Origin of the sequence: Vibrio sp. 1731 (genome assembly GCF_033339955.1) — a bacterium.
Taxonomy (GTDB): domain Bacteria; phylum Pseudomonadota; class Gammaproteobacteria; order Enterobacterales; family Vibrionaceae; genus Vibrio; species Vibrio alginolyticus.
In genome coordinates this window covers 73,761-97,772 of record NZ_JAWOVO010000009.1, presented here as the reverse complement: position 1 = coordinate 97,772, position 24,012 = coordinate 73,761, and the positions used below count along the sequence as shown (strand labels likewise).

Annotated in this window: 23 protein-coding genes and 1 pseudogene; 15 read left to right on the top strand and 9 right to left on the bottom strand. The window is 44.9% G+C overall.

Translation table 11 applies throughout. The features are described 5' to 3' along the window. Position 1: 1 nt before the first annotated feature. From R7035_RS12585 to R7035_RS12535, 11 genes are all read left to right on the top strand, one after another. Entirely contained in the window at positions 2–1,054 is a 1,053-nt protein-coding gene (locus R7035_RS12585) for a glycosyltransferase (RefSeq protein WP_053303827.1), read from the top strand. Beyond that, positions 1,020–2,267, top strand: coding sequence for an O-antigen ligase family protein (locus R7035_RS12580; protein ID WP_262651881.1), 1,248 nt, complete (start codon positions 1,020–1,022; stop codon positions 2,265–2,267). Before R7035_RS12585 ends, R7035_RS12580 begins: the two co-directional genes overlap by 35 nt. Positions 2,268–2,282: 15 nt before the next feature. Then, positions 2,283–3,116, top strand: coding sequence for a putative capsular polysaccharide synthesis family protein (locus R7035_RS12575; RefSeq protein ID WP_005375258.1), 834 nt, complete (start codon positions 2,283–2,285; stop codon positions 3,114–3,116). Continuing rightward, positions 3,113–4,144 carry a glycosyltransferase family 4 protein gene (locus tag R7035_RS12570; RefSeq protein WP_053303830.1) on the top strand — a complete coding sequence of 344 codons (1,032 nt, stop codon included), beginning with the start codon at positions 3,113–3,115 and terminating at the stop codon, positions 4,142–4,144. Before R7035_RS12575 ends, R7035_RS12570 begins: the two co-directional genes overlap by 4 nt. An 8-nt stretch (positions 4,145–4,152) precedes the next feature. After that, positions 4,153–5,460, top strand: a complete 1,308-nt coding sequence (locus R7035_RS12565) for an oligosaccharide flippase family protein (RefSeq protein WP_021707644.1) — start codon at positions 4,153–4,155, stop codon at positions 5,458–5,460. 2 nt (positions 5,461–5,462) lie between these two features. Next, entirely contained in the window at positions 5,463–5,858 is a 396-nt protein-coding gene (locus tag R7035_RS12560; RefSeq protein ID WP_226084007.1) for a VanZ family protein, read from the top strand. Positions 5,859–5,925: 67 nt separating this feature from the next. Continuing rightward, positions 5,926–6,246, top strand: coding sequence for a N(4)-acetylcytidine aminohydrolase (gene yqfB / locus R7035_RS12555; protein ID WP_262651882.1), 321 nt, complete (start codon positions 5,926–5,928; stop codon positions 6,244–6,246). A 50-nt stretch (positions 6,247–6,296) separates the two neighbouring features. Then, positions 6,297–6,896, top strand: coding sequence for a TetR/AcrR family transcriptional regulator (locus R7035_RS12550; protein WP_005385858.1), 600 nt, complete (start codon positions 6,297–6,299; stop codon positions 6,894–6,896). Between the two features lie 151 nt (positions 6,897–7,047). Beyond that, the gene (locus R7035_RS12545; protein WP_005375239.1) at positions 7,048–8,082 is read left to right on the top strand and encodes an NADP-dependent oxidoreductase; all 1,035 of its coding nucleotides are present in this window, start codon (positions 7,048–7,050) and stop codon (positions 8,080–8,082) included. A gap of 14 nt (positions 8,083–8,096) precedes the next feature. Then, a complete protein-coding gene (locus R7035_RS12540) occupies positions 8,097–8,714 on the top strand; it encodes a glutathione S-transferase family protein (protein WP_115386774.1) in 618 nt (205 codons plus the stop codon). 294 nt (positions 8,715–9,008) lie between these two features. After that, positions 9,009–10,448 carry a catalase gene (locus R7035_RS12535; RefSeq protein WP_025768524.1) on the top strand — a complete coding sequence of 480 codons (1,440 nt, stop codon included), beginning with the start codon at positions 9,009–9,011 and terminating at the stop codon, positions 10,446–10,448. A gap of 195 nt (positions 10,449–10,643) precedes the next feature. Here R7035_RS12535 and R7035_RS12530 read toward each other — a convergent pair whose 3' ends face one another. The 4 genes from R7035_RS12530 to norV form a co-directional block, all read right to left on the bottom strand. After that, positions 10,644–11,522 (bottom strand): NAD(P)-dependent oxidoreductase, encoded by an 879-nt coding sequence (locus R7035_RS12530; RefSeq protein WP_025768525.1) that lies wholly within the window; start codon positions 11,520–11,522, stop codon positions 10,644–10,646. Positions 11,523–11,709: 187 nt separating this feature from the next. Continuing rightward, complete coding sequence (locus R7035_RS12525; RefSeq protein WP_025768526.1) at positions 11,710–12,045, bottom strand: DUF1971 domain-containing protein; 336 nt, start codon at positions 12,043–12,045, stop codon at positions 11,710–11,712. 42 nt (positions 12,046–12,087) lie between these two features. Then, complete coding sequence (gene norW / locus R7035_RS12520; RefSeq protein ID WP_262651883.1) at positions 12,088–13,236, bottom strand: NADH:flavorubredoxin reductase NorW; 1,149 nt, start codon at positions 13,234–13,236, stop codon at positions 12,088–12,090. 10 nt (positions 13,237–13,246) lie between these two features. Then, positions 13,247–14,749: an anaerobic nitric oxide reductase flavorubredoxin gene (norV, locus tag R7035_RS12515; protein ID WP_262636376.1), complete on the bottom strand. Its 1,503-nt coding sequence runs from the start codon at positions 14,747–14,749 to the stop codon at positions 13,247–13,249. 190 nt (positions 14,750–14,939) lie between these two features. On the opposite strand from norV, the gene norR reads away from it, so the two are divergent. The 4 genes from norR to azu all read left to right on the top strand — a co-directional run bounded on the left by norR (position 14,940) and on the right by azu (position 19,097). Then, a complete protein-coding gene (gene norR, locus R7035_RS12510; protein ID WP_262651884.1) occupies positions 14,940–16,472 on the top strand; it encodes a nitric oxide reductase transcriptional regulator NorR in 1,533 nt (510 codons plus the stop codon). Positions 16,473–16,871: 399 nt separating this feature from the next. Beyond that, complete coding sequence (locus R7035_RS12505; RefSeq protein ID WP_005375218.1) at positions 16,872–17,390, top strand: hypothetical protein; 519 nt, start codon at positions 16,872–16,874, stop codon at positions 17,388–17,390. Between the two features lie 269 nt (positions 17,391–17,659). Next, entirely contained in the window at positions 17,660–18,310 is a 651-nt protein-coding gene (locus R7035_RS12500) for an HAD family hydrolase (RefSeq protein ID WP_017821265.1), read from the top strand. A gap of 334 nt (positions 18,311–18,644) precedes the next feature. Beyond that, positions 18,645–19,097, top strand: a complete 453-nt coding sequence (gene azu, locus R7035_RS12495; RefSeq protein WP_005375211.1) for an azurin — start codon at positions 18,645–18,647, stop codon at positions 19,095–19,097. A 226-nt stretch (positions 19,098–19,323) separates the two neighbouring features. On the opposite strand, the gene R7035_RS12490 is transcribed toward azu, so the two are convergent. The 5 genes and pseudogenes from R7035_RS12490 to R7035_RS12470 all read right to left on the bottom strand — a co-directional run bounded on the left by R7035_RS12490 (position 19,324) and on the right by R7035_RS12470 (position 24,012). Further along, on the bottom strand, positions 19,324–19,674 hold the full coding sequence (locus tag R7035_RS12490; RefSeq protein ID WP_005375208.1) for an ethanolamine utilization protein EutQ: 351 nt from the start codon (positions 19,672–19,674) through the stop codon (positions 19,324–19,326). After that, positions 19,671–20,987, bottom strand: a complete 1,317-nt coding sequence (locus R7035_RS12485; protein ID WP_318146153.1) for an FAD-binding oxidoreductase — start codon at positions 20,985–20,987, stop codon at positions 19,671–19,673. The genes R7035_RS12490 and R7035_RS12485 overlap by 4 nt, the downstream gene beginning before the upstream one ends. Before the next feature lie 12 nt (positions 20,988–20,999). Continuing rightward, positions 21,000–22,283, bottom strand: a complete 1,284-nt coding sequence (locus R7035_RS12480) for an NAD(P)/FAD-dependent oxidoreductase (RefSeq protein WP_232284618.1) — start codon at positions 22,281–22,283, stop codon at positions 21,000–21,002. Beyond that, positions 22,272–22,433, bottom strand: a pseudogene (locus R7035_RS12475) (rubredoxin); the annotation flags it as partial. The pseudogene R7035_RS12475 and the gene R7035_RS12480, both read right to left, overlap by 12 nt. A 157-nt stretch (positions 22,434–22,590) precedes the next feature. Further along, the gene (locus R7035_RS12470; RefSeq protein ID WP_262651885.1) at positions 22,591–24,012 is read right to left on the bottom strand and encodes an aldehyde dehydrogenase family protein; all 1,422 of its coding nucleotides are present in this window, start codon (positions 24,010–24,012) and stop codon (positions 22,591–22,593) included.

Sequence of the window (24,012 nt, the reverse complement as noted above, 5' to 3'; positions counted from 1 at the left end):
CATGAAAACCAAGATTCTACATATTATCAATGATCTTTCTCAGAACGGCGGTGCTCAGAAGTTCTTAGTCGACCTTGTTTTAGAACATAAGCCTGAATACGAAATCAAAATTTTGGTCTTGTGTGATGAAAATGATTACTTACCAATGCTATCCGCCCAAGGGGTAGAGTGTTTTAACTGGCGCACATTGTCATTGAGTGAGAAATTCTCTTTGCTGCGTTGGCCGGATGTCGTTCACGGGCACCTCTACCCTTCCATTTACCTAGCGCTATTGGCGGTAGGTAAAAAACGAATCCAGACTGAGCACTGTTCTTATAACCGTCGACGTGACTATCCGCTGTTTAAGTTCATGGAATACGTCTTATATTGGGGCCACGACTTGACGGTCAGTATTAGTGAAAAAGTACAAGATGAACTGGTGAAGTTCATGCCTCGCTATCAACATAAATATCACGTGGTGCACAATGGCGTTGATTTAAAAAGGTTTTCTATGACGCCAAGATTCGCCAGCCACCTAATCGACAAACCAGTTATCAAGATTGGCATGGTGGGCCGACTTCACCAACATAAAGACCATGAAACGCTTATCCAAGCACTTATCCATTTACCAAGACGATACGAACTCCACCTTGCGGGAGATGGAGAAAAAAAATCGTCACTGCAAGCATTGGCAACAAAAATCAACGTCGCGCAACGTGTTCACTTTCATGGCGTAGTTTCTGACGTTCCAGCCTTTTTGAACGACATGGATATTTACGTGCAATCGTCGCACGTCGAAGGCTTTGGTTTGGCGGCGGTTGAGGCGATGGCAGCAGGCTTACCCGTACTATCGTCGGACGTACCTGGTTTGGATGACGTCACCGGACGTGCCGAATATTTATTTCAAGTTGGTAACGCCACTGAACTGAGCCAAAAAGTTCTCCAACTGTGTGAAAGTGTTGAGCGGTATGACGCTGCAAGTCAATACTCAGTCAATAGGGCCTCTCTCTACACCATCGATAAATTTCGTGAAGGTTACTATGGAATCTACCAGCAGCTTTGCGCCAACAAATAGTTCCGCGCCATCGAGCCATCGCGCCTCATTGCTTGCAGCATGCCTATTAGTATTGTTCTTTATTCCAATGAAGTTTCGTGCTGGAGGAATAGCGCTAGCCCCATCTGACATCGCAAGCCTTTTGTCTATTGGTTTTACTGCATTAGTGGTATTGGAAGGAAAAGCTGAAAAACTCATACATCCCTGTATGGGGTTCCTCGTATTGTTCACTGGGTATGTGTTCATAAGTGGTCTGCTAAATCGCGTCCCTTTAATGCCGCTAGTTATAGAAACTGTGCAATGGTTAGCGATTTTGTGCCTACTGAGCCTAATGTACGCCTATGGCGTGTTTGATGACGAACGGGTAATGGTTTATTTCACGTATCTGTTGTTTTTCATCTGTTCGCTCGTTGCCTTATGGCACTTTGCTCAGGGCTATCAAAGTGGGTTTAAGTTACTCGGGGTAAGTAAATACGGGTTCGGTGTACTGTGCTCACTACTGTACCTTTATCGAGATAAAATTCGCGCTTTCCACCTTTTGATGCTCGTAGCTTTAGTATTACTGGTGTTGTCACAAGAAAGAAAAGCGCTACTTGGTTTTTGTCTGCTTTTCTTCTTTGACCAACTGCTCGTAAAAAACTTAATGAGAAAATCGCTCAGCGAAACGTACACGTGGACAATTTTATTAGCCTTGAGCTTCATTGTGTTTACTGCCGTCACAACCACACTCTACGTTGGGTTTGAAACGCTAGCAGACACATTGGAAATAACCCAAGAAGACGTCTTATTTGCCAACCAAAGTGAAGCGCGCTGGGTATCGAATCTTCATAGAAAACTTTTACTTGCCAATGGGCTAGATATTTTACTTCAACACCCAGTGTTAGGTGTCGGCGCGAAAATGTTACCCAACTTTATGATCAGTTACTTTAATTATGATGAGCTGGCGATCTACACCCACAACTTTGTGTTAGATACCGCAATTGAATACGGATTGTTTGGTATCGGTCTGCTGTTTGGTGGTTATTTTCTTTTTATTCGCTTTTGCTTCCGTAGTCTTAATGAAAACAGAAAAAGCCTATTACTTGCGATATACGCCCTCATCATGGTGTTTTTCGTTGCGGTAAACACCACCATAATTTTAATACTCTTATTACCCGTCATGATCAGCATGAGCAACGACTCAAGGGCCATTGCTCATACTTTTCCGGTAAACCATCACCACGAATATGAATAATCAAGGATAGGATAGATGAAGTATTCAATCTCTCGACAATTTGAAAAGAACCGAGAACTCCAAGCTGATAATTTTGTTTTAGTTTACCAAATGGGCAAAGTTGGCTCCTCATCAATTGAGCACACGCTAGGGGAGAAAAATATCCCGAGCTATCACATCCACACCTTTGATGATCACGAAGAATTTCACATGTATCACAATAAAAAAGACGTGAGTAAATTCTTCGACTTCCGAAACCGCGCACTCTATCGCTTAGTGCTCAAGCAGCGAAAACGTATCTTACAAAAACGCGAGCAGATTAAAATCGTTACGCTGGTCCGCGATCCAATCGCAACTGTCTTTTCTCGTTTCTTTCAAGACCTCCATTTGCAATTTATCGAAGGCAAAAAGAATGATGCAATTCACCGAGATATGGAAGTCACGTATCAGCACCTCGAGCATTGCTTTGATAACTATATCAATCTCAACTATTTTGCGGACTGGTTCGACAACGAGTTAAAGCGTAATTTCAATATCGATGTGATGCGCCAAGAGCTGGACAACACTCAACCTTTCTTCACATTCCAGAACGATCAGGCCAACGTCATGCTAATCAAATGCGAACAGCTCAGTTCTCTTGATAAAGAAATCGGTGAGTTTCTTGAGTTGCAAGACTTCGTACTGAAAAACAGCAACGAAGCGAAAAACAAGTGGTACTCCAATATCCACCAACACTTTAAGAATCACTACGACTTCTCAAAACTGTTCTATATGTACGATCTTCCCTTGTATCGCCACGTTTATTCAGAGCAAGAGCGTGATGCTTTTAAACACAAATGGATGCAAACACCAGGGACAAAATCATCATGAAGAAAGTACTCCATGTTACAGAAGCGTTTGGAGGTGGCGTTCAAACCGCCCTCTATAGTTATGTTCACTCATCCAGAGACGAGCCTTATCAACATTTCTTGCTAGCCAGAGCCCGAGAAAACGACTTGACCAATGAGAACAACCACCACATTTTCGTACAGACAAAGTGGGTAGAAGGCGGCTTGCTTCAATTTATTCGCGATGCAAACCACATGATTGCATCACTTGCTCCCGACGTCGTGCATTTGCACTCGAGTAAAGCGGGATTTCTCGGCCGATTTCTAAAGCTTGGCAAGGCACGCTTGGTTTACACACCGCACTGTTATGCCTTCGAACGTGAAGATATCTCAGAGCTTGCACGCCAGATCTATAAAGCACTAGAGAAAGTAAAACTGAGCAAAATTGATGTGGTTGCAGGCTGTAGCCAACGAGAGTGTGACCTAGCCATTAGCATTGGTGCGAAACGTGCCGAACTGCTCAACAACTACGTGTCTTATCAAAGTGAAGATCGTATAGAGCGAAACAAGCAAGAAGCGCTGAAGCTCGTTGTACTTGGTCGTGTCGCGCCCCAAAAAGATCCTCAGTTTCTTATCAGCACATTGCAGTTCCTTAATCGGTATGCGCTTAACCGCCCGATAGAAATCACATGGATAGGTGGCGGTGACCACGTACTCGAACAGAAATTACGCACTGAAAATGTGGATGTAACGGGCATGCTGCCTCGCGATGAGGTAGTTGAAAAGCTCAAGGGTTCAGACCTTTATCTACATACTGCAGCATGGGAAGGGATGCCGTTAACCATTCTAGAAGCATCCAAGTTACATCTTCCTATGGTTATTCGGACCATCGGCGCAACCAAAGATCTCAACTACCCGTTTTTAGCGCTCACACCTGAAGAAATGGCCAAGCAGATCGCGCATTGTGTCAATCATTATGAAGAGATTGATTTTCGCCAATATACAGCAGAATTAAACGATGCCTTCAGTGAAGAAAAACAGCGCCTCGCACTCAATAAACTTTACGGTTAAATGCCCCTATGTTTCACACTGTTCAACAAAAATTACTGTTGATGCCCAGCGGTAAAAAAAGCTTGTTATCTACTGGATTAAAAACCGCAATCACGCGTGTGTTGAGTGCGCTATTTGCTTTTTTACTGACTCTGATTGTATCGAAGACCAGTGACGCTTCGACGGCCGGTCAATTTTTCTTTTTATTCAACCTAGTCTCGCTACTCGCTATCGTTTCTCAGCTAGGTTTTGATGTCTCGTTAGTTCGTTACAATGCGATCGCTTTTAATAACAAAGAGAAGCTTGAACAAAGCCAAAACTATAAAACCGCACTTTATCGAAGTATGGCATTTTGCTTGCTCGCCATAGGCGTTTTGTTAGCAGGGTTTAATCTGTTTCCAGAACAGCTAAACCAGACTCAATCACCAATGTATGCGATTACTTTATGCTTGCTTTGCATACCTTTCTTGGTGCTTGCGCAAACCAACAGTCGGGTGCTTCAAGCATGTAGAAAAGTAGTATCATCTCTGTTTGCGTTGCAGCTTGGGGTAAGCATGTTGATGGTCATTTTTGTCTTTGCCCTAGACTATATCGGTCAGCAAAATATCAACAATCTAATGACCGCACTGCTTTTAGCGAGCATAGGTGTCGCGGTCATATCTAGTGCCAATTGGCTTGGCTCAGATCAATATCAAACATCGGCTTTCGTACCAAACAAAAAAATGGTCTCTTCTGCCAAGCAAGTCTGGGTTGGCAGTATCTTCACGAATGTTCTTCAATGGGGAAGCCTTGTTATTACGGGCTTTTTTATCTCAACAGCGGAACTCGGTTTGTTAGCCGCAGCCCAACGTACATCACTACTGATTGGCTTCGTGCTGATTACCATTAACTTTGTGGTCGCCCCGATGTTTGCCTCTCTCTACAAAGAGCGTCAAATGCGTAAACTGCAGAACCTGAGCCGCTTGGCGTGCCGAGCCAATGTTGGTTTAGCGATTGTACCCGTAATTATTTGCACCCTCTTCCCCGAGTTTGTAATGCAGTTTTTTGGTGAGGAGTTTCTCGCCGCGGCGCCACTATTAGTCGTCCTTTCTCTGGGGCAGTTAGTCAATGTTGCGACTGGTTCAGTAGGTTTTTTATTATTAATGAGTGGTCATGAGAGAACCATGAAATACATTACAATTTCCTCCGGTACGGTGTCCATCTGCCTACTTGTTACGCTTTGCCAAATGTTTGGGGTGATTGGTGCAGCGTGGGCAATGGCAATTGGCATGGCTATCCAGAATTTAGCTGCACTGTACTTTGTAAAACGTTACTTAGGCTTCTTTCCAATAGGTTAATTATGGCTTTAATACTGGCACGCACGAGTTTTGTTTTAGTCCTGATGTTAACCGCTTCACTTTCTTTGTGGAAAAGCTCTGACCTACACCATACCACTTACCTGCAAATGGAAACCTACTTAGGCGGATCGAGTACGCTTCACTTTACTTTCAGTTTATTGATCGGCTTTTTATCGGTCTTCACGTTCCCTTCTCTGGTGAGCTCGAATAAAACCGACTTTTTTGGGATTCGTCTTTTGCTACTGCTGCTAGCTATCGTTTCAATGGAAGAAATAAGCCAACTTTTTATTCCAAATCGATCATTTAGTTTTGATGATCTCAGCACCAACTGGATAGGCGTTATCTCAGGTTACTTTAGTGCCAAGTTAATTCGCTTCATCCGCGCTCGATCGTTCTAGTAATACAGGAATCTCTGAGGGATTTGGGTATATAATTACGCCAAACAACCAGACTAACGAGTACATCATGCCATCTCATCCAACCAAGATTACTTTTTTTGAATTCTTAACTCCGTTGATCACGTCAGGCAAAAAGACGATAACGATTCGAGATGAATCAGAAAGCCATTACGTTCCCAATACAGAAGTCGAAGTTTTTACCTTAGAAACGGATCGTAAAGTCTGCGATATCAAGATACGTTCTGTAGAACCACTTCACTTTGAAGAAATTAATGAGTTTCATGCAGAACAAGAAGCCATCGAACTACCAAAACTCGAGCAGTTAATTCGAGAAATCTACCCAAATACCGACACGCTATTTGTTATTGAGTATGAGCTGATTAAATAACCCACAACAAAGGCTAGACGACTGGTCTAATTCATTCTATAGTACACTTCATGAACGCAAAGACGAATGACACACGCCAACATATTCTCGACGTCGGATACGAGTTGATCGTAAACCGAGGGTTCACGAGTGTTGGTCTTTCAGAGCTATTAAAAAAGGCCGCAGTGCCAAAAGGCTCGTTTTATCATTACTTCAAATCCAAAGAACAATTTGGTGAAGCGATGATTCAAGACTACTTTACTAAGTATTTTGAGCGTTTAAACGCACGCTTTACCAATACTGAACTGAGTGGCTACCAACGCCTAATGAGCTATTTCGAAGAAATGGTCAAAGTAGAAGACGACGTGTGTAATGCGAACAAATGTTTATTGGTTAAGTTAAGTGCAGAAGTCTCCGATCTCTCAGAGTCAATGCGCTTGGCATTACGCCAAGGAGCAGACAAAACCATTCAAGCGATAGCGGATTGCATTGACATCGGCATTCAAGATGGCTCAATCCCCAATGGTGACAGTGCGTTATTAGCAAGGCAGATATACTACCTTTGGAATGGCGCTAGCTTGCTGAACAAACTTTATCAAGATCAGGCAGCATTGACGCAAAGTCTGACCTATACTCAACACTTACTGCAGAATACGCGCACTTGCCCATAACGGGCGGCGTGGAAGCAGAATGAACACCCTACACACGTTTCACTGTCAGAAAAAGCGTCAGTGTTAACACAGTAAACCTTCCCGCTTTAAATAAGCGGGATATTTTGAAATAAATACTAGACGACCGGTCTAATCAACAAGTGAGATAGATATGACTAACGCAACAAATCGCAGAATCGTACTCGCGTCACGTCCCCATGGTGCACCGACACAAGAAAACTTTCGTTTAGAAGAGGTAACGAAACCGACTCCGAAAGAGGGTGAAATGCTATTGAGAACGGTTTATTTATCTCTAGATCCATACATGCGTGGTCGCATGAGTGATGCCGAATCATACGCTGACCCTGTTGCAATTGATGACGTAATGGTCGGTGGTACAGTTTGTCAGGTAGAAACATCAAACCACCCAGATTACGAAGCGGGTGAATGGGTTCTTGCCTACACTGTTGGCTGGCAAGACTACGCTATCTCAACTGGTGAGATGGTCATTAAACTTGGTAAAGAACCGCAAAACCCTTCTTACGCGTTAGGCGTTGCAGGTATGCCAGGATTTACCGCGTACATGGGTTTACTCGACATTGGTCAGCCAAAACCAGGGGAAACCATCGTGGTAGCAGCTGCTACGGGGCCTGTAGGCGCAACAGTTGGTCAAATTGGTAAAATCAAAGGTTGCCGAGTTGTTGGTATAGCAGGCGGAGAAGAAAAATGCCGTTACGCTAAAGAGGTGCTTGGTTTCGATGAGTGTATTGATCACAAAGCTGAAGACTTTGCAGAACAACTGAAAAATGCCTGTGACAAAGGTATCGATGTTTACTTCGAAAACGTAGGTGGCAAAGTATTCGAGGCTGTAATGCCACTTCTGAATACAAATGCGCGTATCCCACTTTGTGGTTTGATTTCTCAGTACAACGCGACAGAGCTGCCTGAAGGTACCGACCACCTTCCATTACTAATGGGTAAGCTCCTGACCAAACGAATCAAGGTGCAAGGCTTCATCATTTTTGATGATTACGGACATCGTTACGGTGAATTTGCGCAAGATATTAATCAATGGTTGGCAGAAGGAAAGATCCAATACCGCGAACATCTAGTACAAGGACTGGATAATGCGCCAGAAGCATTCATCGGTCTGTTGGAAGGTAAGAATTTCGGCAAGCTTGTAGTACAGATTAACGACCCATTATAAAAAGGGATATGTAAATGATTAAACTTCACCACCTCAATCAGTCTCGTTCAAAGCGCATCATTTGGTTACTTGAAGAGCTAGATGTAAATTACGAGATTGTACCCTATATTCGTGATTCCGTGACCTTCATGGCACCGCCAGAACTAAAAAGTGTTCACCCATTAGGAAAGTCACCTGTTCTTGAAGATAACGGCGAGATTATCATTGAGTCAGGTGCAATGACCGAATATTTGATTGAGAAATACAGTGACGGAGGCTTTGCTCCTGAGCGTGGTACAAAAGCACACACAGAATATTTGCAATGGATGCACTTTGCAGAAAGCTCTGCAATTTTACCTATGCTGCTAAAAATCTTCGTAAGCAAAGAGCCAAATGAAACTCAGTTTTTATCAGGCTATGCCGACAAGGAAGCAATGAATGTACTAGGCTACTTCGAGCAATCCTTAGAAGGCAAAACTTACCTAGTAGAAGAGCGTCTGACTGGCGCTGACATCATGATGTCTTTCATTGTCGAATTGGTTCAAAAGTTTGGTTTAGTTAATCACTTCCCTAATATTGAACGTTATGGGAAGCAGCTCGCGACACACCCAGCATTTGCAAAAGCTGAACAACTTGAAGTGAAGTACTCTTAATTACTTCCCCCCTTTCGCCCCTTTGATGACACGTAAAACTTCATTTAAGGGGCGATATTACTAGCATCGCAGACACGCTAACTGGATAGCGCTCCCCCCCCCCAGTCAATCGCTTTCGAGAACGCCGATTGTTATGTCAATCAAGCTAATGTAGTAAATTTCTGATTCTAATATAGTTTCGACCATAGTCACCATCTATTGAATTGATAAGCAATATCAGTTTTCTCCCCCAGCTTTTCCGTAATAACCTCCTCTACAGTTTCTAAGGTATTGAACCCTGGAGGGGGAAGAAAAATGACAAACAAGAAATTGACTACAGCAGCAGGTTGCCCTGTCGCACATAACCAAAACGTTATGACTGCAGGTCCTCGTGGCCCTCAACTATTACAAGACGTTTGGTTCCTTGAAAAATTGGCACACTTTGACCGCGAAGTGATCCCTGAGCGTCGTATGCACGCAAAAGGTTCTGGTGCTTACGGTACGTTCACAGTAACGCACGACATCACAAAATACACTCGCGCTAAAATCTTCTCTGACATCGGCAAAAAAACAGAACTATTTGCTCGCTTCACTACCGTAGCTGGTGAGCGCGGTGCAGCAGACGCAGAACGCGACATCCGTGGTTTCGCACTTAAATTCTACACTGAAGAAGGTAACTGGGACTTGGTTGGTAACAACACACCAGTATTCTTCCTACGTGACCCACTAAAATTCCCAGACCTAAACCACGCAGTAAAACGCGACCCTCGCACTAACATGCGTAGCTCTACCAACAACTGGGATTTCTGGACATCACTACCAGAAGCATTCCACCAAGTGACTATCGTAATGAGTGACCGAGGTATCCCAGCGTCTTACCGTCATATGCATGGTTTTGGTAGCCACACATTCAGCTTCATCAACGCAGAAAACGAGCGTTACTGGGTGAAATTCCACTTAAAAACTCAGCAAGGCATCAAAAACCTAACTGACCAAGAAGCAGAAGCAATCGTAGGTAAAGACCGCGAAAGCCATCACCGTGACCTTTACGAAGCGATTGAACGTCAAGACTTCCCTAAATGGAAGATGTACGTACAGATCATGCCTGAGCTAGAAGCGGATGAAGTCAACTTCAACCCATTCGACCTAACACGTGTATGGTCTCAAAAAGACTACCCACTGATCCCAGTTGGTGAGTTTGAACTGAACCGTAACCCAGAAAACTTCTACGCAGAAGTTGAGCAATCAGCGTTCAACCCAGCTGCAGTAGTACCTGGCATCGGCTTCTCTCCAGATAAGATGCTACAAGGTCGTCTGTTCGCTTACGGCGATGCTCAGCGTTACCGTCTAGGTGTGAACCACCATCAAATCCCAGTGAACGCACCTCGTTGCCCTGTTCACAGCTACCACCGCGATGGCGCAATGCGCGTTGATGGCAACTTTGGTTCAACACTAGGTTACGAGCCAAACTACAAACAAGAATGGGCAGAGCAACCAGATTACTCTGAGCCACCTCTACGCATCAACGGCAACGCTGATCACTACGATCACCGTGTAGACGAAGACTACTTCAGCCAAGCGGGTGACCTATTCCGTCTGATGAGTGAAGAGCAACGTCAAACTCTGTTCGACAACACAGCTCGCGCAATGGACGGTGTACCAGAGTTCATCCAACAGCGCCACGTTCAACACGCATACCAAGCGGACGAAGCGTACGGCAAAGGTCTTGAGATTGCACTAGGCTTAAACAAGTAAGCGAACGCTGTGATCGTCACGCTGTGTGATTAAAAGACATAAAAAAGGAGGTGCCCAACAGCACCTCCTGATTTCAAATCACTAATCCTTAATCACAAGTCATAAACCATGCTCAAGGAGGTTCATTATGATTAACTTAGATTTCTTTAAGCTCTTTAATACCAAAGAACTGTTTATCTATTACTGATTCATCAACTACTGATTTTTAGCGACCGCTTTGATCAGTACTGATGTATCCATGCGACCTAAACCATCACGTTGAAGGTCTGCGTATTGCTCATCCACTTTCTTAGTCAGTGGAAGTTCTAGACCCACTCGCTCAGCTTCTTGCAGACAGAAACCTAAGTCTTTGCGCATCCAATCAATAGCGAAGCCAAAATCGAACTTGTCTTCAGCCATCGTATTTGCGCGGTTTTCCATCTGCCAAGAACCTGCAGCGCCATGCTTAAGCGTTTCTACAACTTGAGCGATGTCCAAGCCTGATTTTTGTGCCAGCAGCAAAGCTTCACTCAGGCCTTGTAAAACGCCTCCAATACAGATTTGGTTTACCATCTTACAGCGTTGACCCTGACCGTTTTCACCCAGTAGCGTCATCTGCTTCGCGTACACATCCATCGCCGGAGACACACGGTCAAAAATGCTTTGTTCACCACCACACATGATAGTTAGAACACCATTTTCTGCGCCCGCTTGACCACCAGAAACTGGCGCATCAATAAAGTGACTACCGTACTTAACACACGCTTCAGCCAGCTCAACCGCTAGGTCTGCAGAAGTCGTCGTGTGATCCACTAACACTGCATCCGCTTTCAAACCGACCAGAATGCCTTCTTCACCGTAAACAACGCTACGAACGTCATCATCATTACCCACACAGGTAAAAACAATGTCACAGCCTTCTGCGGCTTCACGTGGTGTTTCACAAGCCACACCTTGGTATTCTTCAGCCCACTTATCGGCTTTCGCTTTTGTGCGGTTGTATACTTTGGTTTCAAAGCCCGCTTTACTTAGGTAACCAGCCATTGGGTACCCCATCACACCCAGACCAATAAATGCTACTCGTTGTTTTTCCATTGCACGCTTCCCTTAGTTCACCTGACTGAAATGTTTCGTAACATGCTACTAAAGAATTGAAATCATTACTCGTGATTTCTCTTTCCACGGTCTCGATGATCCAGTATTTCAGTCCGTTTATTGCGCCTTCTACACCCCTTTACTTGACGATTAGCGTAACAGTCAAAGCACTTACAAAGGTTCACTACTACTTAGCGTGGAACATCGCTTGCCCACTCTTGTCCTTGTTCGACCAGAAATTGATGTTGAACTGAGCATCATCGCTCATCTCAATGCGGTGCCAGTACTGCGGTGGACTTGTAGCAAACTGGCCTGCATTAATCACCACCACTACTTCTGCTTCTGTGGCATTTTCATCAGCAAAGCCGTAGTAAGTCACTTGCCCTTCCATGACGCACAACTGCCCAAACACACCCTCAGCAGTATTGTGATGAGTCAGTAGCGCTGGTGGCACATTGTCTTTAGTGAAGAAAGGCGTTGAACGTTGAACAGTCCAGTCTTTAGGAATTCGTAGATGCGACATAATAATACCCTCTCTAATTACAATTCTTTTCGTTTAAATCGGTTAAGCCTGACCGGCTTGAGACAACTCTCGAAGCAATGGAAATGCTTGCGTAACTTGTTCTCCCGTCACGACGAAGCCCATAAGTCGGCTATTTTCATCTTCTGCTTTCGCGGCAATGCCAGTTTGAGAAATCTGCACGCTCCAGTTCGTCACCGAACTAAAATCGCCTGCCAATTGAATTGGGTAGCTCGGCGTTTTGACCTTTACCATCATGGGCGGTAGTTTCAACTCTGCTTCTTGCCCCAGTAGTTGTTTGCCCAAAGCATTGGCACTTAGCACGATCGGTTGGAGGTACGGCATCATTCGACCTTGGATCTCAGCACAATCGCCTAATGCGAACACATTGGCTGCTGATGTCTGTAATCGAGCATCCACCTCGATGCCTTTATTGACACTCAACCCACAAGCCTTCGCTAACCAAGTGTTAGCACGTAAACCCGCAGCTGAAATCACTACATCGGCTTCGATTTCCTTACCTTTGCTCAAGCTTGCCACCAGCGAATCATCCGAGTGATTGATCGCGACAACTCCAGTCTCTAAGGCAAGTTGAATACCTTGCTGCTTAAGTTGATTCTCCAGCCGCAATGCAACAAATTCAGGAATCAAGTTAGCGAGCAAACGGGGATTTGGCTCAACCACCGTAACGGCTTTACCACTGGTTGCGAGATCCATGGCGATCTCGACGCCGATCAAACCACCACCCATTACTAGAATTCGTTCCGCGCGGCTAATTTGCTCTTCCGCTAATTGATATTCTTGTAGCGAGTTCAGCGTTATCACCTCAGGTGCTGCACCACCAGATATTGGCGGCACAAAGGCTTTCGCGCCTGTCGCAAACACCAGTTTGGAATAAGGATAGGTTTGGCCGTTGGCGACCACTTGCTGAGCTTGCACGTCGACATGCTCAACCTTGGTATGGGCGAACAGTTCGATGTTGTGTTCCTGTGCAAACGCCTCACCACTTTTAACTACCAAGTCTTGGGCGGTTTGCTTGTTGCTGAATACATGACTCAAATCAGGCTTGTTGTATTCCGCGCCATCATCAGCAGTAAACACTTGCAGCGGAATATGTGCGTCAATTCGACGCACTGTTTTCACCAATTGGTAAGCCGCAAAGCCGCTACCAATAATCACAATAGGTGCTTGCATATTCGCCCCCTTACCCGTTGTATTCGACAAAGACGTCTTTACCCAAGTGACATTCTGGGCACAAGAAGTAATCTGGCACTTCAGACCATGCCGTACCCGGTTCAACGCCTTGATTAGGCTCACCTTTAGCTGGGTCGTATACCCAATTACAAACTGTACACACCATGCATTGACAATCTGCGGGATGCGCCTCGGTAGTAGGGTTATTAGGAGCAGCATCTATCACAGCTTGTGTTGTCGCTGGCGCAGCGGGTTGTGATTGAACTTGTGGTGCAGACGCAGCAATCGCCGGCGAAATAACAGGGCTTGTCAGGTCATGCTTCGCCCACAATTTCGCGATGTTCTGACCATGTTCGCGACATTCACGCATCGCTTTACCATCTGGTCGCCATTTGGTTTTCAAACTCACTGCGGTTTCAAAGCCTGCGTCGGTCAATCGAGCATGGATACGATCTACCGCACCACCGTTCCAACCGTAGCTACCGAACGCAGCGGCTTTCTTCGCCTTAAAGCGCAGACCGGTAATTTCTTCTAGCATGCCTGCGATCTTCGGCATCATGACGTTATTCATGGTAGAAGAACCAACCAAGATGCCTTTTGAGCGGAATACGTTGGCGAGAATTTCATTCTTATCATGCTTAGAGACATTAAAGACTTTGACCGCCACGCCAGGATCGACATCGTGAATGCCTTGCGCGATTGCATCGGCCATCATTCGAGTGTTGTTTGACATTGAATCGTAGAAAATCGTAATGCGATCTTCTTGATAATTGTCTGCCCATGCTAAGTATTGCTCGATGATTTGAACCGGATTATCGCGCCATACAATACCGTGTGACGTGGCGATCATGTCGACAGGCAAATTGAAGCTCAGCACTTCTTTGATTTTTGCGGTTACCAAGCTGCTGAATGGCGTTAAGATATTTGAGTAGTAACGCAAACACTGTTCCATCAACTCATTTTGATCCACTTCATCATTGAATAAGCGTTCATCGCAGTAGTGCTGACCAAATGCGTCGTTACTGAACAGCACTGCATCGCCAGTTAGGTAAGTCATCATGCTGTCCGGCCAATGCAGCATCGGCGCTTCCACGAACACCAATTGCTTACCGTTACCAATATCGATACTGTCGCCCGTTTTTACGGTTTTGAAGTTCCACTCAGGATGGTGGTGATGACCCACAATCGAATCAATCGCCGCTTCTGTACAGTAAATTGGTGTGTTCGGAATTTTCTCCATCAATGCCGACAATGCACCTGAGTGATCTTCTTCAGCATGGTTTACCACGATAAAGTCGATAGACTTAAGGTCGATTTCCATTTCTAAATTTTGGATGAATTGTTGACTGAATCGATGATCGACCGTATCAATCAATACGGTTTTCTCTTCACGAATTAGATAACTGTTGTAGCTGGTACCTTTTGTCATTTTGTATTCTGTACCGTGGAAGTCTTGAACTTCCCAATCGCGTTGACCTACCCAGTGAATGTTGTTTTTTACGTGAATTGTCATAATTACTACCTTGAATGACGGGATAAACAAAAATAATTTCTTCTTGTATTGCACTGGGCGTGCCAACTTTTAATTACTATATATTTCAACACCTTAATTAAAAATCAACTTTAACAAGTGTCATTTAGACACAGTTGAAAATTGTCATTAAGACACTAAAATAGTCATATTGACACAATCGGTATTGGCTATGACTTCTTTAATCGCGCAATGGCTACACATCACGCAAGACCTTAACTCGGCGCTCACTCAACAGGCTCGCTTCGATACGTTATTAACCACGATTCGAGATGTATTGAAGTGTGACTCTTCTGCCCTTCTTTTGTATGAAGACCAGCACTTTAAACCTTTAGCGATCAATGGATTGGCGAAAGAAGTGCTTGGACGCCGTTTCTCCATTGAGCAGCACCCAAGGTTAGAAGCCATTGCCCGAGCAGGCGACATCGTGCGCTTTCCCTCTGACAGCGACTTACCTGATCCATACGACGGCTTGATTCCAAACCACGATGACAAACTGCATGTCCATTCCTGCATTGGTTTACCTCTACTGATCGACGATCAACTGATTGGTGCCATTACGATTGACGCCTTCGATCCCAACCAATTTGATGGGCTACGCAACCAAGAGTTACGTTTTGTCAGCGCGTTGGCAGCAGGTGGCCTACACACTGCACTCCTACTAGAACAACTAGAGACGCAAGCGAGCCTGCCACGTGATTCTTACGCCGAGAAGCGCACCTTAAGTAATGAAATCATTGGCAACTCTCAGGGGATGAAGAATCTTCAAGAGCAGATTGATGCAGTCGCCGATACGGAATTGTCTGTGTTGGTGATGGGAGAAACCGGCGTAGGTAAAGAGTTGGTTGCCAGCGCTATTCACCATCGTTCTAACCGCTCGAACAATACTTTGGTTTACCTCAACTGTGCGGCGCTGCCCGAATCAGTCGCGGAAAGCGAGTTGTTCGGCCATATCAAAGGCGCGTTTACAGGCGCAATTAGTAATCGTAAGGGTAAGTTCGAACAAGCCGATGGCGGCACACTGTTTTTGGATGAAGTCGGCGAACTGTCGTTAGAACTGCAAGCTAAGTTACTTCGAGCCCTACAATACGGCGACATCCAACGTGTGGGTGATGACCGTCATATTCGAGTCAACACACGCATTGTCGCCGCCACCAACCGTATATTGCATGAAGAAGTGACTGCTGGTCGATTCCGAGCCGACTTGTATCATCGTTTAAGCGTCTTCCCGCTTCATGTTCCACCTCTTCGTGAACGTGAAGACGATGTGGTGTTACTCGCAGGCTTTTTTGCCGAGCGCTTAAGAAGCAAATTGGGATTGAACAGCATTCGTTTGTCCCCCACTTTAGTGCAAGCACTCAAAGACTATTCATGGCCAGGCAACGTGCGAGAGCTTGAACATGTCATTAAACGTGCTGGTGTTTTGGCAAAAGCGCGTACTCACGCCATGGACATTGAGTTAGTTGAGCAAGATTTTGACATCCGAACGCCGAATCAGAACATCAAGAACGTTGAAGAAACGGAACAAAACTCTCGGCTTGAGCTACCAGAAGGCGGATTGAAACCAGCCACTGACGCCTTCCAAAAAGCGATGATTGTTCGAGCTCTGGAAGAAAACCAAGGCAACTGGGCAGCAACGGCACGTCAGCTTGAATTAGATAACGGTAATTTACACCGCTTAGCAAAACGCCTAGGGATAAAATAGACACTAACGAATATCACCTAATATGGCATATTCATCGCCAAATAATGTGCCTGATGCCCAACCGCGCACTCAGCCCACCATAAGTAGTGGGCTGAGTGCTCAGATAGAATAGCCACCTAAGTTTGACGGTATTTTCTTCTAAATTTTATTGTCTTGAACCACCTCACAGATTTAATAACCCTTAACAATAAACACAATAATAGTTAAGGTATTTTTATGAGCTAGATCTAATAAAATTAAATATATAGTATTTATTTTAAGAATTTAAACTTTCAAAGTTCATCATAATAAATACAACCTCTATATATACACTTTACCTTCAAAAAACATCAAAATATAATCCCTTCGATAAAAAACACTTAAATGAATTTAACTGTATAAAAGTGAGGAGAATAAAATATGGGATATGGGGCGACAGTATATTCATTAGATACTGAAAAGGTTTTTAACGTACTAAAGAATGAGCGTAATCCAGAGCTAGAAAAAGCCATCATGGAAAGGTGTCAAGACTCCTTTAAGGTGATTAATGAAATGCTGGAAAGTAGTGGCGAAAGCATCCGAGCTGAAGAGCTTCTTATGCAAATGTTGTCTGAAGAGATAAAATACAGTCACTTGGGTTACGCCTATGCTTACTTGCTTGAAGCTATATGTAAGATAACTGGTTATTACTTATCCAATAACTCTTGGTATCCTTGCGATGTAAACGATTTCTGCGATATTCCATTCACTAATACCGATTATCCTATAAAATTCCCATTCCCTGACGATTTCCCTGTTGTTTTTATGATAAAAAATCAAGATATTCACCAAGATAACGTTGACTTCGGAGGCTTATCAGAGCAACAAATATCTGAAGTCAAGAGCTGGTACACTCATGCAGTCGTAAACAATCGTGACTTGGTATTATTTTATTATTAATTTTAACTATTAATAAATTATCCAATAGTTAAAATTACAATAGAATATTAATAAAACTCTAGCTTATATTAAGATAGAGTTTTATCTATTTAACTGAAATTTTTATAATTTTAAAAGTATTATATTTCACACCTAATTTATAGACTCTGTTTATAGTGTGTTCAGAGGCAATGTGAACTCATAGGATCAAAATCAAGTTCTAATTTTTAGAAGAAAAACCGATCTGCTTGTGTCAAAATGCGCCATCCCAACCAAAAAGTCTTAATGTAATGAACTACCAAGCTGCTATATTTGATATGGATGGTTTGCTCCTTGATACTGAGCGCGTCTGTATGCATATTTTCCAAGAAGCATGTGAAGCCCAGAACCTACCCTTCTATAAAGATGTTTACCTTTCAATCATTGGTCGCAATGCAGCGGGCATTGAAGTGATTTTTCGTAAAGCTTATGGGGATGATCTTGACCGCTTACACCAAGAGTGGCGCGACCGTTACGACGCTGTGGTTAAGCACCAAGCGATACCGGTAAAAGAAGGGGTGATTGAGCTGCTTGAGTGGTTGAAAGGCCAAGGATTGCCAATTGCAGTCGCCACTTCTACAGCAAAAGAAGTGGCACAGAAGAAGTTGGAATTAGCGGGCCTAAGCAAGTATTTCGACAACTTAACGACGGGCTGTGAAGTGTCACACGGCAAACCTGATCCAGAGATCTACCTGCTTGCAGCAAGTCGTCTAAGCGTAGATCCAATCAAATGTCTCGCCTTTGAAGATTCAAATAATGGCGTGCGTGCTGCGGTAGCAGCGAACATGATCACTTATCAAATCCCTGATTTGGTTGAGCCTTGTGACGAAATAAAGCAATTAGGCCATACTGTCGCACCTTCACTGCATGATGTGTTGCACACGTTAAAGCAAACTCGCTAGGTTTACTTGTCGTCTGTTCTATAGAAGCTCAGCAATTTAGCTGAGCTTCTTTCTCGAAACCTCTCCAATACCTTAAAACCAAACGATTCTTCCACCCGTTTAGCGAGATTAATTTCACCTTAACTCTGGTTCATCACGATTTTTGATTTAACTCACGCAATCGCATGAAATAAGGCATTTGAGTGATCAAATAGCGGAACTGACCAGTACAAGCTTGCAACAAAACGTCAATATACCGATTGAAGCACGTTTTTGGAGTGAAAATTGGCTGATAATGAGAACTATTGGATAAGATCAATCCAAGTCAGCCTAAAATACAAAATGGGAGTGTTATATGTCTTTACGTTTATTAGCAACAACCTTCGCATTAGTAGGAATGAGCTTTGGTGCCCAAGCCAGTGCCGAGTGTGAAGTGTCATTAGATGCTAACGATATGATGCAGTTTTCTACTAAAACATTGAGCGTACCAGCCACTTGTAAAGAGGTAAAACTAACGCTGAATCACACAGGTAAGATGCCAGCGCAATCGATGGGTCACAACGTGGTCATCTCTGACACAGCCAACCTACAAGCAGTCGGTACTGATGGCATGGCAGCTGGAGCAGAAAATAACTACGTAAAACCAAATGATGATCGCGTCTACGCTCACACAAAAGTAATTGGTGGCGGTGAAAGCACCAGCATTACGTTCAGTACTGAGAAAATGAAAGCCGGCGGTGACTATTCATTCTTCTGTTCGTTCCCAGGTCACTGGGCAATCATGCAGGGTAAATTTGAGCTAAAATAAAAGATTTAGCCAAGCCAAAAGAAGACTCATTATAGGGAAGCCAAGGCTTCCCTTTTTGATAGATAAAATAGCAATTGAGAAAGGTCTAACACGTCTGGAAACGTGACCAAGAAACATAGCAAGTAAGAAACCCTTGCTCCATTGAGATTAAGTTCTTTTACGAAAACTCATGGGTAAAAATCGGATTTTTGTTTTGCCTTTCCGAAACACTACTAAATGATAAAAGTCATTCAATACCATGTAACTCTTTCCAGTTTCCTGGATGAACCACATAGCCGAACAGAGCATGCCCACCATAAACCAATTCAGTTCCTTCCGGTATCCACAGCATCTGACCTGGGTGCACAAAATGTGTTTCACCATTTGCGGTCAGCTCGAAACAGCCTTCAATCACGAAAATAACTTCATCATAAAGCACTGTCCAAGCCACTTTAGCGCCTTCCCATTTAGCAAAGCCTACGCCAATGTTTGGTGAAATTTCTGGGCTTAACGCCCTGGCAACATACGCCATTCCCGGCGTATCACCACGAACATTGAAATCTAGACTTTTACTATCAACAAGTTTGACTTGCTTCATAATTCACTCCGGCTTTGCCATTTTGCTAATTGGATACGCGTTTTTACTCCCAAACCTAAAAAAGGCTCTGGCGGATTCAAACAAGGCATTCCTGTCACTTGCTGTATGTCATCCAATGATTTAGATGTCGCACCAACGACATAGTCAGCTAACAGTGTTCCAGAAATGGTTCCCCACGCAGCACCAACACCATTGTCGCAAGCGCTGGCATAAACACCTTCATCTAATTGACCAAAAAAGTTAGTAAAGTTACGAGAGATGGCATATACCCCACCCCATGTGTGAGTAAATGGTACGTCGGCCAGCTCGGGGTAACGCGCCAAAAAGACTTGACGATGATCGTCTCGGATTTGTTCTCTGACTTTATCGTTCATGCTTGAGCCATATTTCGGCACGTGTTTGTAAGTATTGCGGATCAAAATACGTCGATCGGCGGTCATACGTAACGTCGTTCCCGCATGATCAGCTGGAGTTAGGCCCCAATTCAGCTCTCCTCCGTATCGCTGCATTTCTGCGTCAGTCAATGGACGCGTCCAGCTTGCAAACGTCATCACTGGAAGTAGTCTGTTTTTAAGATAACCAAACTCCCGAGTAAAAATGCTGGTCCCAAGCAGCAGTTCAGGGGCTTCAACAGAGCCACTATCTCCATGTAATACCCAGCAACCGTTTTCTTTACTGAGCTTGCGGATTGGCGAGTTCTCTAACACCTCGACGTTCTCTGGAAGGCTTTCCCCTAGCCCACGCACCAAAGCAGCAGGTTGCATTAAATAACCACCTGGCGTGTAAATTGCGCGGCTGTAGTAGTTGGTTCCCAAGACTTTCGCCAGCTCACTGCCATTAACATGGAAGTATGGTTCGCCAAGGTCTTTCATTAGGTGCTCAAAGTGATCGAGATACGCTTCACCGCGCGCCCCTACGGCTCCTTGATATTTGCCCTTTGTTGACCACTGACAAGAAATACTGTGCTTCGACACTAAAGTGTTTAGCTGAGCAATCGCAGAACGGTTGAGCGACAATAACTTTTGTTTGTGCTCAGGGTCGGGATGCTCAAGTGAAAACTTATGAGGCAAATCGATAACAAAGCCCGAATTTCTTCCTGAAGCCCCTTGGCCGATACGTTGCGCATCAATCAGTATAATTAGTGCATTAGGCATAAGTTCAGCTAAACGTCTTGCCATAGCTAGGCCTGCGAAACCGGCACCTAACACGGCATAGTCAGCAATTTGTTTACCTTTTAACGCCGGTTTTTCTGGAATACTTGGCAACGCATGGTACCAACCACACGTCACGTCATCATTGGGTAAATGAATCATCTTTTTTCTCCGCTACGCTGCTGACAGTTTCAATGACAATTGATCTAGCCAAGGGCCGCGTAATGACTGTACTTTTCTTCCTAGCAACGCAAAACCGAGCATTGCTCCTTCTGGTGAATAAAACGCAGCGGTCAATTCATCTGCTTGGTTCTCGATGTACCATTGTCCCTGTTCTTCAGCGGCTACCGGGAAAATCGTGAGTGGAAGAATCGGCGTTTTTACAATCACTGGAGTTGGTGTTAACGAGATAGGGGCGACATCGCCTAGCAAGCTTTTCGCTACAGAAGGGATCATTTGATTAATCGGCGCAATATAGGGCTGCCAACCTTGCTCAGTTTCAACACAGTCACCTAGCGAGTAAATATTCTCATCACTCGTCTGGCCGAATTGATTCACTTTAATGCCGCGGCCCACTTCGAGCCCTGCTTGCTCAGCCAGAGAAACATTTGGCTTGAGTCCAACCGCGCTCAGCACTAGATCTGCTTCAATCTGCTTGCCACTGTTTAGATGTAAAACCGCACTAGATTCCGACCTTGGTTCGATTCTGGTGATACTGTCTTGTAGAGCCCATTGCACGCCTCGATCGGCAAGTGCGCTTTGTAATGATTCACCCAACTGTTGCGGGATCAAACGCTCCATTGGCCATTGACCCAACCCGATAACTGTTACTTCATAACCGCTTTCGATCAGATCATTTGCGAACTCACAGCCAATTAAGCCATCACCTAGGATCGCGATGCGCTTTTTGTCTTGCAGCTCCGATCTGAAACGGCGGTAGTCAACTAAGTCGTTCACACTCATAACCCAAGAGCGATCGCCCTCAATTGGGATTTCAATCGGTGATGCACCTGTTGCCAGTACCAAGCGGCTGTAGGCGTATTTACCGATGGAGGTATGTAGCGTTGAATTGGCACGATCGATCTGTTCAACACGCGTATGCGGGTAAACGCGGATATTGAGACGGCTTTCCCACTTCAACGCGCTTTCACTTTGCAGCGCGTCGCCGTCTTTGTTCATGACCAACGCATTAGACAAAGCTGGTTTGCTGTACAAAGCGCCATCATCAGCGGTAAAGACGGTGATAGCAACCGTCTCGGATTGTGCTCTAAGTGCCGCCGCCAACTGGTAACCACTGTGGCCACTACCGATGATAACGATAGGGTCATTTGAGAATACAGGTTGAGTAACTTCAGATGGAAGAGGCTGAGCCGTATTTCGCTGAACAGACGCTTCTACCGACACCGAAGACACAGCTGCAACCTCTTCTAGTGGCGCATCGTCGGTGATTTCGATCATTTCAAAATCGGCCTTACCCACTAAACAGTCAGGACATAACCAGTCATCCGGTACATCTTCCCATGCTGTTCCTGGTGCAATGCCATCGGATGGCCAACCTTGTGCTTCATCATAGATTAAGCCGCAAATAATACAGAGCCACTTTCTCATCACTTATACTCCAACTACCTTGTTCAGAATTTCCGTGTTTACAAACCGCTGTCAGATTTGTTGTGATTCCATCAACCTCGCCCTAGCTTGTGGTCTGAAATCCAAGCCGGTACGAGGTGATGAAAATACAGTTACACGGTAGCTATACGTTGCTGTCTTACTGCAAACGAATGGCAATATTGCGTGTCTGGACGTAGCTATAAATCGCTTCTTGTCCTTTTTCTCGCCCAAACCCGGACAAGCCCACGCCACCAAATGGTGTTTCGATGCCACCAGCAAACCATTCATTGATGAACACTTGTCCACCACGCAGTTGCTGTGCCACACGCAATGTTTGGTTTAGGCTTTCACCAAAGACACCAGCGACCAGGCCAAAATCGGTGCCATTCGCGATTTCAACGGCCTCTTGCTCGGTTTCAAACGGTGTAATTACCAGTACAGGGCCAAACACTTCTTCTTGAGCAATACGCATATCTGGTGAGGCTTCAATCACCGTCGGTGCCACAAAGTAACCTGACAAATCAGGGGCGTACCCACCCGTTAGGATGTTCGCGCCGTCGGCTTTTGCTTGTTCTATCATTTCAAGCACGCGCGCTTGTTGATCAGCCGATACCAACGGTGTGATGTCCGGCTGGCTTTCGCCTTGGCCAATGGTTAGGCTTTTTGCCATTTCCACAACCGCCGCTTTTACTTCTTCATAACGCTCTTTTTGAATCAGCAAACGAGACATTGCCGAACACACTTGACCAGCGTTAAAGAAAATACCGACCTGAACGCTTTTCAAAAGTGTTTCGAGGCTCGCATCTTTCAGCGCGATAGCAGCCGATTTACCACCCAGCTCCATCACCGATGGAGTAGCGCGTTGCGCTGAATCTTGCAGGATGCGTTGGCCAGTTGGAACAGAACCCGTAAAGACAATTTGATCGACCTCTTGGTGCTGCACCAAATGACTGCCAACGACTGAGCCTTTGCCACATAGCAAGTTAATCGTGCCTTTTGGGAAGCCCGCTTTTTCAATCGCTTTAATCAACAACGTCATGGCAAGTGGAGAAATCTCTGGCGATTTGATCACCACTGCGTTACCTGCGGCTAATGCAGGTGCCAATGAGCGTGCACAAATAGAGACAGGGAAATTCCACGGCACAATCTGCACTGACACGCCAAACGGCACATATTGAGTGAAGTCGACATAGTCTTTACCCAACGGAATTGACGTGCCTTCCAGCTTGTCGGCCATGCCAGCGTAGTATTCGAAGTAACGTGCCGACTCTAAAAACTCATCTTTGGCATCTTGCAAAGATTTCCCATTTTCACGACAGGCAACTAACCCACCTTCATCAACCATTTCACGAATAGCTGCGGCGGCTTTTAACATCCACTCGGTTCTGACGGCGGGACGAACGTCCGAAAGAAGACCTTGATAGACCACTCGACGTGCCGCTGCCATTGCGCGATCGGCATCGGTGATAGTGGCTTCTGCAATCGTCGCATACGCTTCGGCTGTGCCAGGGTTCATGACGGTCAGCGCTTGCTCTGAATCGCACCACTCACCATCAATATAATTAAGGTAATGCATCAT